General features: G+C 54.5%; 9 protein-coding genes. 5 read left to right on the top strand and 4 right to left on the bottom strand.

From position 1 onward, the window contains the following. Positions 1-204: 204 nt before the first annotated feature. Both K3T83_RS46120 and K3T83_RS46115 read left to right on the top strand, forming a co-directional pair. A complete protein-coding gene (locus K3T83_RS46120; RefSeq protein WP_220209889.1) occupies positions 205-930 on the top strand; it encodes a TetR/AcrR family transcriptional regulator in 726 nt (241 codons plus the stop codon). Between the two features lie 72 nt (positions 931-1,002). After that, positions 1,003-2,307, top strand: coding sequence for a glycosyltransferase (locus K3T83_RS46115; RefSeq protein WP_220209888.1), 1,305 nt, complete (start codon positions 1,003-1,005; stop codon positions 2,305-2,307). A gap of 231 nt (positions 2,308-2,538) precedes the next feature. Here K3T83_RS46115 and K3T83_RS46110 read toward each other — a convergent pair whose 3' ends face one another. Continuing rightward, a complete protein-coding gene (locus K3T83_RS46110) occupies positions 2,539-3,837 on the bottom strand; it encodes an NAD(P)/FAD-dependent oxidoreductase (protein ID WP_220209887.1) in 1,299 nt (432 codons plus the stop codon). A 309-nt stretch (positions 3,838-4,146) separates the two neighbouring features. Here K3T83_RS46110 and K3T83_RS46105 point away from each other — a divergent pair, with 309 nt between their 5' ends. After that, complete coding sequence (locus tag K3T83_RS46105; protein WP_220209886.1) at positions 4,147-6,258, top strand: alpha-amylase family glycosyl hydrolase; 2,112 nt, start codon at positions 4,147-4,149, stop codon at positions 6,256-6,258. Between the two features lie 236 nt (positions 6,259-6,494). Here the strand turns inward: K3T83_RS46105 and K3T83_RS46100 are convergent, their stop codons facing one another. Continuing rightward, positions 6,495-7,439: a zinc-binding dehydrogenase gene (locus K3T83_RS46100; protein ID WP_220209885.1), complete on the bottom strand. Its 945-nt coding sequence runs from the start codon at positions 7,437-7,439 to the stop codon at positions 6,495-6,497. A gap of 92 nt (positions 7,440-7,531) precedes the next feature. Between K3T83_RS46100 and K3T83_RS46095 the strand changes: the two genes are divergently transcribed. Together K3T83_RS46095 and K3T83_RS46090 are read left to right on the top strand one after the other, a co-directional pair. After that, positions 7,532-8,494 (top strand): MmyB family transcriptional regulator, encoded by a 963-nt coding sequence (locus K3T83_RS46095; protein ID WP_220209884.1) that lies wholly within the window; start codon positions 7,532-7,534, stop codon positions 8,492-8,494. 245 nt (positions 8,495-8,739) lie between these two features. Beyond that, complete coding sequence (locus K3T83_RS46090; RefSeq protein ID WP_236065219.1) at positions 8,740-9,981, top strand: cytochrome P450; 1,242 nt, start codon at positions 8,740-8,742, stop codon at positions 9,979-9,981. 32 nt (positions 9,982-10,013) lie between these two features. Here the strand turns inward: K3T83_RS46090 and K3T83_RS46085 are convergent, their stop codons facing one another. Both K3T83_RS46085 and K3T83_RS46080 read right to left on the bottom strand, forming a co-directional pair. Further along, positions 10,014-11,294, bottom strand: coding sequence for a glycoside hydrolase family 125 protein (locus K3T83_RS46085; protein ID WP_220209883.1), 1,281 nt, complete (start codon positions 11,292-11,294; stop codon positions 10,014-10,016). Positions 11,295-11,618: 324 nt separating this feature from the next. Then, entirely contained in the window at positions 11,619-12,926 is a 1,308-nt protein-coding gene (locus tag K3T83_RS46080; RefSeq protein ID WP_220209882.1) for an ABC transporter substrate-binding protein, read from the bottom strand. Positions 12,927-12,935 lie beyond the last annotated feature (9 nt).

The following is a 12,935-nucleotide window of genomic DNA, read 5'->3' as shown; positions in this document are numbered from 1 at the left end:
CTTGTCTCCTTTCGTTATTATGTTGGCTAATCTGTATAGAATGTAGCATACATACAACAAAATGTCAATAGGAGCAACATTTTTTTGTCTCCATCATCAAATTGCTCTATAAAAACAATACCTCGGATAATAGGCAGACTTGACAGACAGCGAAATATGAGGTATAAAAATAACAGATTTACAAATTTTGTTAAAGTGATAATTATGGGTATTGATGAGAACGAACGCAAGCAGGCAATCCTGGACGCGGGGGCCAGGCTACTCCTGCAGCATGGATATAACAAAACTACTATGAGCGATGTAGCCGATGCTGTTGGCTTAAATCGCGCCCTGATCTACCAGCATTTCAAATCGAAGGATGAACTGGTTGAGGCGCTCATCATGCGCGAGCTACAGGGATATGGAAAAGCGTGGATCAAAGCGCTGGAGGCTGATCCACAGGGAGGTACGGTTGCGAGCCTTTATCGTGTCACCTTGCAGATCATCAATGAGAACAATCTGCGGGCGGCGATTCATACGCGCGATGAGCAGACATTCGGCAAGTATCTCCGCAAGCCGAACAATCTCTTCGAGCAGATGCCCGATTCCTCCTATATGACGCGCGATTTTCTTCAGATCATGCAAGATGCTGGTGCCGTCCGTCGCGATGTCAATATCAACGCGCTGGCTGTGATCCTGGACGCGCTGACGCCTGCCCTGCTAGAGACACTTTCGGTTCGCGTGGCAGAGGTGCGCGGCGAGGCCACATCCTCAAACCGACCAACCGCCGATGAACTGATGACAACGCTTGCTGAGATGCTTGATCGCATGCTCACGCCTCCTGAAGGAGCGAATCTGGAAGCGGGAAAGGCCGCTTTTCGCCATATGCTAGAAGTGGCGCAAACACACATGAACACGAGGATAGAACAGCAGCAAGCAGAGGCTACATGAGGCCCGATCTGACACAGCACACAATCTCTGTAGTCTTGATGAAAATATATTAACGTAAAAGGAAGCACTCCTATGCGCATTACCATGTTTTCGTTTGGATCGCGTGGCGATATTCAACCACTGATCGCGTTGGGTTGTCAATTTAAACAGGCGGGGCATGCTCCTCTGCTGGCAACCTCGCCAGATTATGCCTCCCTCGCCGCCGAATATGGCATTGATTTTGCACCGTTGGGTCCACCGCTCTCATCGTTTATGAACGAAAAGCTCAACGAAGTGGTGGAATCGGGCAATTTGTTCAAGCTGATACGCTATAGCCAGGAACAGCGCAAGAAAGCGATTGACGCCGCTGTTGTGGAGACATGGCGTATTGCCCAGGGATCAGATGCAATCCTGTTCAAGGGGCCGACAGCGATTTATGGGTATAACGTCGCCGAAAAGCTGGGCATCCCATGTGCGGAGATCCATTTCTTTCCCGTGACCAGGACGCGTGAGTTTCCCTGCTTTTTGCTTGGCGATGGCAAAGATCATGGTCCCCTCATCGATGGGGCGCTCTGGTGGCTCAGCGAGCAATTCATCTGGCAGTTAATGCAACGTTCAGGGGCCAATAAACAGCGCAGCGAAGTACTGAACTTGCCTCCTTTGCCTTTTTGGGGCATCGAAAAGCGCCAGAATCGCGAAGGGATGCCGCTCTTTTATGCATACAGCCCGCTCGTCTTGCCACGCCCTGCCGATTGGCCCGAGCGCATTCATGTCACCGGCTATTACTTCTCCGATCCGCCATCGGACTGGCAACCGCCCGCTGAACTGCTCGATTTCCTTTCAAGCGGTTCGCCTCCGGTCTACATCGGGCTGGGCAGCGTGCCCGTGCGCAATCCCGCAGAGACCTTGCAACTATTCCTGCGTGCGCTGGAGCTTTCCGGTCAACGTGGCGTCCTGGCGAGCGGATGGTCTGGTATAGGCAAAGAGCAGCAACTCCCGGAACAGGTCTTCAAGGTGGAGAGCGTACCCCACAGCTGGCTATTCCCGCGCATGGCTGCCATCGTCCATCATGGCGGGGCTGGCACGACGGGTGCGAGCTTGCGCAGCGGCGTGCCAACGATTGTTACCCCGATGGCCGCCGATCAACCAAGTTGGGGCGCACGAATTCATGCTATAGGAGTCGGACCAGCACCGATTCCCTTTAAGAAGCTCACGGCTGAGGGGCTGGCGCAGGCGATTCGCGAGGCGGTGACAAATGAGGCCATGTGCAAGCGTGCCGCAGAGCTGGGACAACGCATGCAAACCGAAGATGGCACAGAGCGCACACTCGAACTTTTCTGCCAATATGTCGAACGGTTCCATGAAAATAGGAAATCCACACGAATTGTACAGGCATGATTCTACGCAATTATTGACATCCTACAAATGTGCCTGGGAGAGAAGGCTCCGCCGCCCGTAGCGACAAGGGGTGCTGTGGAGTGGCTACGGGGGCCTTGCGCTTGTCGCCCTCCCCAGGCCAATCCCCGGTATCTCCTTTTCGCAACCATCATTGCTTCCAACGGCGACAAGCGCAAGGCCCCCACGTCCGCCGCCCATCCCCCCTTGTCGCTACGGATGACCCAACGCCCCCTATACCTTTCCGATTATCACCTCTCTATTGCTCTCGAGCACCGCTTTAGCTGCATCGGCCCCGCTCTGCATCGCGCCCTGAATACTGCTTGAGCGCGTGTATTCGCCTGCCAGATAGAGACCCGCAATAGGCGTGTGCGCGTCTGGCAAATGATCGAATACGCCGGGTTTCTGGGCAGTTTGCGCGAAGGGTATACGATAAGCGGTCAGGAATTTCCAACTGCTGAGTTTATGCTCGGGGAACCAGCCTGCCAGGTCCCGTAGACAGCGCTCGGCCATCCGTTCCTCATCATTTTCGGAACTATCAAGCGTCGTGACGGAGAGCAGGTGCTTGCCGGGCGGCGCATAGGTTGGGGCAATATTGGTCATGAGGGCAGCATAGTTCACGTATGGCTCAGGCTCAGCAGAAAGCACAATCGAGCACTGACGATAGAGCTGTGTATCGCCCACAAAATACAGGCACGTGCAACCAACCCCTTCTGTTGGCAAATTCAAGCCGGTCAATCTGGCCGCCACAGGACTCTCCGTTGCAACAATGACCTGCTCTGCCGCAAGCTGCTCACCGCTTGCCAGATGCACGCCTATAACTCTCCCTTGCTCTATCAATAACTTGCTCACCGATGCCTGATAGCGAATCGAATCCACAGGGAGGGACGATGCCAGTTGATCGGGCAGGCGTTGCATCCCCTCAGACGGTACAACTATATCCCCGCGAGCGAGCATCTGAAACACGAAGCGAAACATCCGTGCGCTTGTCGTTAACGAGCGGTCGAGAAAGATACCGCCAAAGAAGGGGCGCGCGAAATGCTCGATAAACCCGTGTTCGGCAAAACCCCAGCGCCGTAAATAGCGTTCTGTCGTCTCATCTTCTCCATCGGTCTCACCATCGCCAGCCAGAATCCCTTCAGGCGAAAACTTCAACACCGTCTTCAACAGGCGCAACACATGCTCTTTATCGGCCAGTGTGAGTAGCGGATTGCTCACGTCTGCCAGCAGCGCGGTCGGTTGGCGCAAAGGATCGGCCAGCATATACCGCTTGCCATCTTTGATCTGAAGAACTTCTGGCGCAAAACGACAGAGATGCAACGCCTCATAGTCAAACTCGCGCTGAGCGGCCGGATAGGCGGTGAAAAGCACCTGAAATCCTCGATCCAACCGATAGCCGTCCGGGTGCAGGTCCGTTCGCACACGCCCTCCAACACGATTGGTTGCTTCCAGTACCAAAACTTGTTGACCAGCTTCCGTCAGATGTTTCGCACAGGTGAGTCCTGCCAGGCCAGCACCAATAATCACAATCATAGCTCCGCTCCTTCCGCTCAAAAGCTCTTGCATCTCACGCCATAGCACCTGTGATAGTGCCAGACTCATACAAGATCACGCTCATACAGCGTTGGAGGTTTCTTACAGCAGAGGTTGCAGACGCGCAACAACACTTTCAGGCTATCCTATATGCGCCATAGTGTATCCTTTTAAGGAAGCTCAAGAGTGTACATAGATGAGCATGCAAGCACATGCACAAATAGCCTCGATACCTGCGACGGGAAGGCTTCTAGAGAGCGGCCTTCCTATTTGATAGATAGCAGCACGAGCAAGGAAAAAGGATCATTCATGCAAACAACCAGTATTCCAACCCAGCAAGCAGCCGATCTTTTGATGCATAAAAAGACCCATTTTGCCCTCTGGCTCCCGGCCATCACAGAGCCAGCGCCCAGGTTGATTATTGGCACATTTCAACAGGGCAATCCACCAACGCTAGCTCAGCAGCAGGCATTCACGCTGTCGCCCTCGACAAAAGGCTCAGGCTTGTGGGATATTGCTGCCAGAAATTGCCAGTTGAAGAACGATACCATCTATCATTACTGGTTTGAAGTGACCGATAGCAACCGCTATAAAGAGAGCCACCCGCGCATCCTCTGCACCGATCCGTTCGCGCTCAACGTCGATTGGCGCTTGCTTTCGCCCCGTCCCGATGATCCGGCCTTCAGCGACGAGGACCGCTACCCGGCAGGCGTTGTCCTCTACAAAGATGGCAAGTTGCTCTCCTGTGATCCCGATGGACAGCACCCCGATTGGCGCAACGATCCGCCGCTGGAGACGCTGCCCGTCAATACGCAACTGGTCATCTATGAGTTGCCGACCGCGTGGGCGCGCACCCGCAAACAGGGCGGCGTGCAGGTGGCAAGCGGCACCTTTCGCGATGTCCTGGCGCTGGTCGATCCCGCGTCTGTTCCTTTCAGCTTTTTCGGTATCGCCGTCTTGCAAGAGGGACGCGCCCATTTGCGCGACCTGGGCGTTACGGCCATCGAACTGTTGCCACCTGCCGATAGTTTCGTCAGTGAAGGCTGGGGCTATGCGACCACTAACTACTTCACGCCCGATCACGATCTCGGGTCTTACAGCAACGAACGCAAGCGCGCACCATCGACGGAGCTTTCCAGGCTCATTCGCGCCTGCCATCAGAACGGCGTGCGCTTCTTCTCCGATGTCGTCATGGCCTTCGCCGCACGCAACCCCTACCGTTCGATCAACTTCCCGGATTTCTTTGTTCAGGCCAACTCTGGCGATCCCGAAGAGTTTTCGGATGGGGCCAGGCGCGACGGCTTCGGCAGTGATCTCTTCAAATATGCACATGAAATCGAAGCCTACGATCCCTTCAGCGGCGAGACGAAGAAGCTGGTCCCCGCGCGCTCGTTTATGTTGACCTACCTCGATCACTGGATGCGCGCCTATCGCATCGACGGCATACGAATTGACAGCATCGTAAATATCGCCAATTGGGATTTCGTCGAGAGCTTCAAGGACACGGCTCACCGCATCTATCAGGCGCGCTGGCAGGAACAGTACAATGATCCAGAGATTGCGGGCGCTCGCTTCCTGGTGACAGGCGAAGAGCTAGCCATGCCACTTGATCTCATTCACCAGCATCGGGTGGATAGCCTGTGGAACGAATACTTCAAGCGCTATATTCGTGCCGCCATCACCGGTCGGGTCCATCCAGACGAGAAGAGCTTTGAGGAGATGGTGATGAAGATGGTCGATTGTCGCCGCGTCGGTTTTGGCGATGGCTCACAGGCGATCAACTACGTCACCTCACACGATGTCGAGGGCTACGGCAACGAACGGCTCTACGATTTTCTCAACAATAGCGGAATCTACGAGAAGGAGCAGCGCATCAAACTGGCCTTCGCCTGCTTGATTACCGCCGTTGGCGTGCCGATGATCTTTGCCGGAGAAGAGTTTGCGGACCAGCATGATGTGCCAGCGGAGGGGCCGGAGAAGCAGCTAGATGCCGTCAATTTCGAGCGGCGCGACGATCCCTGGCGAGCGCGCATCGTCGATCACATCGCCCGGCTCGTCAAACTGCGCACTAACAATGAGGCGCTCTGGTCGAACGAAACCAGCTTTATCCACAGCGATTGCAACGACGGCAAACGCATCATGGCCTGGGTGCGTGGCGAGATCGGCAGCCGCAACATGGTGGTTATCGTCGCCAACTTCAGCGATTACGCCACCTCCAATGATCCAGATGCCGAGTATGTCATCAACAACTGGCCCAGGTTGCCGGAGGGCATGCGCTGGCAGGAGATCACGCAAGAGCGCGCCGTCCCAACCAAGAAGGCTGGGCGCGAGCCGCTCTCTCCCTGGGAGGCAAAAGTCTACGCCGCCGTCCCCACTTCAGCCGCACCCGGCTGGCCCACGTTGCCAGCGCTGATCGTGTGAGAAAATAATCAACCTCATGTCGTAGTTGCGCGATGATTGGTGCATCCAGCGTGTTGAGGAGGAGGCACCACCCGAATATGGGAGGAGCAACGGCTTGTCCTCGCCCTATCTCATATTACGATCATTTGTGGTATAGCAGGCAAGGACAAGCCATCGCCCCTCCCATATTCGGGGGAATACCCACCAAAACCACGCGATGAAAGTTGACAAAGTACTACGACAGATCGAACGTTACTTTATGATAGGTGCAGAACAGCTTTGCCAGTAAATTGTCTTTGCAGTAAGCGTTGCGCAACCTCACCAATTTCGTGCCAGGAAGCCTCCACCTCAATATATGTCTTCAATTGCTGTCTGGCCACCAGTTGCGCGAGCAAGGCCAGATCTTCAGATCTCGCACGGCTCCCGGGTTCTGTACCCACAATCAGCCCATAGAGGGTCGTTCTACTGGTACGAACGAAATTCATGACATCTATTGTGGCCTCTGCTGCCGCTGACCAGCCTATCGTGACGCAGGTTCCTCCTGATGCCAGCAGAGAGAGTGCAGTGGCAAGCGTTTTCCCACCAACCGACTCGAGAACCAGATCGTAAGGGCCATAGGCTCGCGCTGGCGAGAGATCATCTCCTACAATCACCTCATCGGCTCCCGCTTCACGCACTAACGCCTCGTTGCGAACCTGGCGAGCAGTGCCGACGACATAGGCACCGCTGAGCCTGGCGAGTTGATGCGTAAAGAGTCCCACCCCACCTGTAGAACCAGTAATCAACACACGCTTGCCCAGGAGAAATCCTCCTTTCTCAAGCGCACGGAGCGCAGTAAATCCAGCAACAGGTAAGCTAGCCGCCTGAGCAAACGTCACGCCGTCAGGAAGCTCAGCCAGCCGGTCTGTAGGAACTGCCACCTGTTCAGCCCATGAACCGGCATTAAGCATACCTACCACCCGGCTCCCAGCCTGCGGCCCTGTCCCATTCGCAGCTTGTTTGATGACGGTTCCAGCCAGATCCCAACCGGGCCGCCAGCCTGCATCGAAGTGCATGGCACCCAACACCTCTCCGCGATTCAAAGAAATGGCCTCTACCTGAACAAGCGCTTCCGATGGGCCAGGCTGGGGTGCTTCGACCTCTTTGATGGCAAGCCGCCCTGGAACATCAGGATCAATGACTATCGCACGTATTGTACTCATTTACTCTTTCCCTTTCTTCTACAGAAGATCTCTTTTGCTATCTGGGAAGATTATACGGGGGAACATTTGTTGTACCAAGAGTAAAACTACGCTTGACCTTTCTAGAAGATCATGCTGAATTGGGCGAGGAAATGATGCAACGACAAATAGCTGGAATGAAAGAGGATGATACATCCTCAAAAGAGAATGCGCGTGTACTCCATCAACTGATCGAGGTCATTGAAGAGGTGCGCATGAAGCGCCAGGAGGATTATCGAGATCAACCCCATCCTCAGTTGAAACGTTTTACGCAACTAGAACTCAATGACGAAGCCTGCCTGACCTATAAAAACTGGCTGATCGGACGCTCCAACCGCTTGCCAAGCCGTTCCATGCTGATGCAGATTGCCGACTATCTGGAATGTAGTTTCAATGAGCGCAACGACTTACTCCTGGCTGCACAATATCTGCCTGAACAACCAGAATGGGAAGGCGATGCGTTACAGCAAGCGTTAGAGCAGGCGCAACAGATTATGGAGACCTTGCCCTACCCGGCAATCGTGGTCACGCACACGTTCCAGATCCAGGCCGCAAACGAGTTCTTCCTGCGCCTCCTGGAGTTGCCACCTCTCAATACACTTCCATCGCATCAGCGTACTATGGTTCATTGCCTCCTCAACCCGGACCTTCGGGAGTGCTCCATGAGAAATACAGAGGCACACGCCATGTGGCAAAAACATGTGCTTTACGGCCTTCAACGCTTCAAGCAACAGAACATGCTCTACCAGTATGATGCCTGGTATCAGCAGTTCGTGAAACAGTGGTGTGATGAGATCCCAAACTTTCAAGAGTACTGGGAACAGGCGCAAGCAGCCACGTGGCAGGAGGTTGCGCCGACAAAGCTGGTGTTTGCTCGCATGGCGACAACCGGACAGGTACTTCCCATACGCGTACGGCATATGCAGATCTCCGTCAGCAGCAAAACCTATCCGGCGGTCTCGGCACTGTTGCCGGTCGATGAGGCTGCACGTACCGTGTATGCCTCGTATGGTGGTGCGATCTCTTCGGCTGGTTGACTAAGGATATTTCTTCCGGCAAGGTCGTCTAGATGCAAGATCCACATTTCAGACCATTTACCGGGTGCTGCGAAACTCCTGTTGCTCCGATATGACCTATGATGAAACATTCATTGTCTCAGCTTCGTGTCCTTACAGAATATGAGTTGTTGGACCATCATCAAAATGTCCTGAGCAAGCCAGGAGCGGGCGTGCTTCCTGGATCTATAGAGATATTTTGTATTTTCTTCAGGAAGGCCATATACGTGAGTACACATTCTGAAAAACATCTGGACGAGACGCTGCGAGAAGAGGTGGTGGAGCATCGAGCGGTGGAGGATAGTCGCCGAATCGAACCTGCTGATGTCCTCAATCCATTCCCCAGGTATCGCAAGATGCGTGAAGAGCATCCAGTGAATTATAATGAAGAAGAGAAATTATGGGTGGTGTTCCGCTACGATGACGTACTGCGCATCGTCAACGATTACAACACATTTTCATCGGAGCGCGTCTTCGCGAGGCGTCGGCAAGATGAGCAGTTGACCGAAGAAGAGCGGGAGGCGGCACGAAGCTTATTGAGTACCGATCCACCTCGCCATAAGCAACTCCGCAACCTCATCAGTCAGGCATTTACGCCGCGCTCTATCGCACAACTGACGCCACGCATTACGGAGATCGTCAACGAGCGGCTCGATCTCGTCATAGATCAAGGCAGAATGGATGTCGTGAGCGACCTCTCCTATCCACTCCCGGTCATCGTCATCTCTGAAATGCTCGGCATCCCCACTTCGGATCGCGATCAGTTTAAACGCTGGTCGGATGCCATCGTTAGCCCGCACGAGGAAGAGGCGATACAGGCGTCGCGCGAGATGCGCAGCTACTTCAAAGGAATCATCGACCAGCGCCGCAAGCAGCCAAAAAATGATCTTATCAGCGACCTGATTGCCTCGCAGATTGACGGACAACATCTCACTGAGCCAGAGCTATTGAGCTTTTGCATCCTGCTGCTGGTGGCAGGCAACGAGACAACCACCAATCTGATCGGGAACGCTTTTCTGTGTTTCGACGAGCAGCCAGAGGTCATGGACCAGATGCGCGCTGATCAATCCCTGATCCCATTGGCGATTGAGGAGGTGTTGCGCTATCGTTCGCCGGTCCAACTGCTAGTGCGTGCCGTCGCCAAAGATACACAGATCGGCGATCAGGCTATTCAAGCGGGCGAGGTTGTCGTGCCCTGTCTCGGCTCGGCCAACCGCGACGAGGCACAATTCCCCCATTCCGACGTTTTCGATATCAGCAGAACGCCAAACCGCCACGTCGCCTTCGGGCACGGCATTCACTTCTGCATCGGCGCACCACTCGCGCGTATTGAGACCAAGATCGCGCTCACCATCATGCTTGAGCGGCTCACCAATATCAGACGCGTCCGCGAGATCGAACTGGAACCGATCAAGAGCACGTTTGTCTACGGCGTAAAGCATTTACCTGTGACATTTAAACGAGCTTAATGGATACGTTCGTTGATGTACGATAATTAATATTATATTTCGCGTAAATAATGCAATAAAAACTCTGAGAAGAGGCTGTTGGCCCAGGCGAACCAGGGGCGGGTGAACTGCATCGGATCGTCGGCGTGGAAGCTTTCATGCATATAGTTTGTCCCTGCCGTTGTGCCAACAAGCAAGTCCAGCACCTCGTCCTGCTCTTCGCGTGACGTTGCGGTCAGCCCCTGCATCGAGAGCGCAATGGGCCAGATATAGTTCTGTGGCGTGTGGGGACTTCCTACGCCTCGCGCCGCACGGCCCTGGAAATAATAGGGATTGCTTCCACTCAAGACAAAGCGGCGCGTGCGCATATACATTGGATCGTCTGCCGGGCGATACTGCATATAAGGAATCGCGAGCAGGCTTGGCACGTTGGCGTCGTCCATCAGGTTGTAGTTGCCGAAGCCATCGGTCTCATAGGCATAGATACGGCCAAAGCGCGGATGCTCCACGACGCCGTAGGTCTGGATGCCAAGCTCAACCTCCGCCTGTAGCTTGCTGGCACGCTCGGCAAGCAGCGTATCATCGTAGATCTCGCGCGCCATCGTCGCCAGATAGCCCAGTACAACGACCGCGAGCATGTTTGCCGGGACCAGATAGCCGAAGCGACAGGCATCATCGCTGGGTCGAAACCCGGACCAGATCATACCTGTAAAGTTTACACGCGTCCCCTGCCCCTCAAAGGGCAGCGAATCGGAGGGTGGGGACGGCTCCAACCGTTCAAAGCGATATTCCGACCGCTCCGTGTGGTGCTGCTCCGTCTCCATCAGCGCGATAATCGCCTGAAACATGCCCAGCACATCGTCGGTAAAGACCGTCTCGTCCCGCGTCGCCTGCCAGTAGGTATAGCAGAGCTTGAGCGGATAGCAGAGCGAATCCAGCTCATATTTTCGCTCCCACACGTGCGGTCCTTGTCGTGGCCGATCCTGCGTATGCCCATTGCCGTTCGGCTCGCGATTAAACGAGTTGGCGTAGGGATCGATCTGGAGATAACGCGCCTGACGCTGAATCAGCCCGCGCAACATTCGCCGTAGCTCTGGATCATCCGCCGCCAGAGAGATATATGGATTGACCTGTGCTGATGAATCGCGCAACCAGAGTGCCGGAATATCGCCGGTAAAGACAAAGGTGGTTCCATCTTCAAGCAACTCGGTCGTCGTCTCCAGGGTATTCGGAAAGCATTGGGCAAACAACGTCGCCAGTTGCGTCTGCTCTCCCAATTGCCGCTTTACGTCTTCAATACACCGGTATACCGTCCTGTAACGGTGTGTCGCCATCTGTTCCTGTTCCGTTTCCGTTTGTTTGATCGTAAGCTCTCAGAGGAGCATCATTGCCAGCAAGCCGGGCGAGGACAAGCCATCGCCCCTACCATATTCGGGTAACGTTCACCGCTCCATTTCTCTCTCTACATCCGCATCACACCACATAGCCTCTCCTCACCCTCCCCAGGCGTCTATGGTAGGGGCGATGGCTCGTCCTCGCCCTATTCCAGAGAAGGGAATGCCATTCGGACAAGAAACCAGCCTTATCCAAATGGCATTGATATCAAGCTCGCCTGATGGCGCTTTTGCTCCCTATCAGCAAGCAATCATCTATGCACGCTAACTATTCTGAGCAATTATATCATTTATCTGCTTGACCATATTTTCAAGCGTGGGATGGATCGGCTTCTTCCCATTTAACATATCGTTCCAGTTGGCGGTGACAACATCGTTTGCCTTCGTGGACCAGGGGGCCATGAAGCGAATCGCGCCCTTCGTCGGTGTGTTGAGGATATAGTTCACTGTGTCCGCGACCGAACCCATGCCCTTATCCTTCAAGGTTGAATAATAGGTCGAAGAGGCGGGCTGATACGCGGCGGGAGCCACCGGGGAACCGGCCAGAATATCTTTCCAGCCCTGCGTCTCCAGATAGATCATCACCTTCCAGACCGCATCAGGATTCGAGATCGTGCTGGGCGAACAGATGCCGACCGCATCATAGACCTGCACCGGCTTGCCAGCGCTGGGCATCGGTACAAAACCGATCTTGAATGACGGCTTGGAGGTCATGTAGGTCGCCGCGTTCCACTGTCCGCCCCAGAGCAGAGGAAGCTTGCCAGCCAGGAATGCCGCGTTGGTGTCGCTGATCGTATAAGTTGGCGACGTGAAATTGCCCGCCTGGACACCGGCTGCGAACTTCTCCAGCCCTTCCGCAAATTTCGCATCGGCAGTTACTTTGGTTGGCGAGACCACGCGATCAGTAAAGTTGGAGCCGCCCGCCGACTGTGCATAATGGCCCAGCAGGAATGGATCGGTATAGGGTCCAGCGTACGCGCCATATTGCGTGACCTTGTTCCCCTCCTTCTTCGTCAGAGCCTTCGCCGCTGAGAACAGGTCGTCATACGTCCAGGCGGTTGTCGGAATTGGCACACCAGCAGTCTTGAGCATATCTTCATTGTAGAAATAGCCATAGGTGTTCATCAATGTTGGCAGGCCATAAAGCTTGGAGCCATCAGCCGAGTACCAGTTCTGCAACGAGGCCGGGGCAAAATTGCTCTTGTTAAAACCACCATCGGTCTTGTTGATGTAACTGGACCAGTCGAAGAGGACGCCCTGTTGACCCCAGTTCTGCTCCTGATCGTTGCCACACCAGAAGAAATCCGGCAAGCTCTGCGATTGAATCATCGACGAAATCTTCTGGTCGTAGTCGCTGCTGGGCGACTCGACCCGCGAGATCGTGATATTGGCATCTGAAAATTTCTTCATCGCCGCATCGATGGCCGCGTTCGTCGTGGTGCTTTCCCACGTCATATACTTCACGGTGGTCTTGCCACCGGCTGCGCCCGAGCTATCGCCACCACAGGCCGCAAACGCCGTAGTCAACAGCACAAGAAAGATAAGGCCAATCTTTGCCTTCCACAGTTTCATACTTACTCT

The organism is Reticulibacter mediterranei, assembly GCF_016587455.1.
The sequence above is the reverse complement of the archived record's forward strand: the minus strand, read 5'-3'. Positions and strand labels throughout refer to the sequence as shown.

What these genes read in the sequence shown, in the direction of transcription:
- K3T83_RS46080 (WP_220209882.1), bottom strand. Translation starts at nt 12,926, where the DNA reads ATGAAACTGTGGAAGGCAAAGATTGGCCTTATCTTTCTTGTGCTGTTG.
- K3T83_RS46115 (WP_220209888.1), top strand. Translation starts at nt 1,003, where the DNA reads ATGCGCATTACCATGTTTTCGTTTGGATCGCGTGGCGATATTCAACCA.
- K3T83_RS46085 (WP_220209883.1), bottom strand. Translation starts at nt 11,294, where the DNA reads ATGGCGACACACCGTTACAGGACGGTATACCGGTGTATTGAAGACGTA.
- K3T83_RS46120 (WP_220209889.1), top strand. Translation starts at nt 205, where the DNA reads ATGGGTATTGATGAGAACGAACGCAAGCAGGCAATCCTGGACGCGGGG.
- K3T83_RS46100 (WP_220209885.1), bottom strand. Translation starts at nt 7,439, where the DNA reads ATGAGTACAATACGTGCGATAGTCATTGATCCTGATGTTCCAGGGCGG.
- K3T83_RS46110 (WP_220209887.1), bottom strand. Translation starts at nt 3,837, where the DNA reads ATGATTGTGATTATTGGTGCTGGCCTGGCAGGACTCACCTGTGCGAAA.
- K3T83_RS46105 (WP_220209886.1), top strand. Translation starts at nt 4,147, where the DNA reads ATGCAAACAACCAGTATTCCAACCCAGCAAGCAGCCGATCTTTTGATG.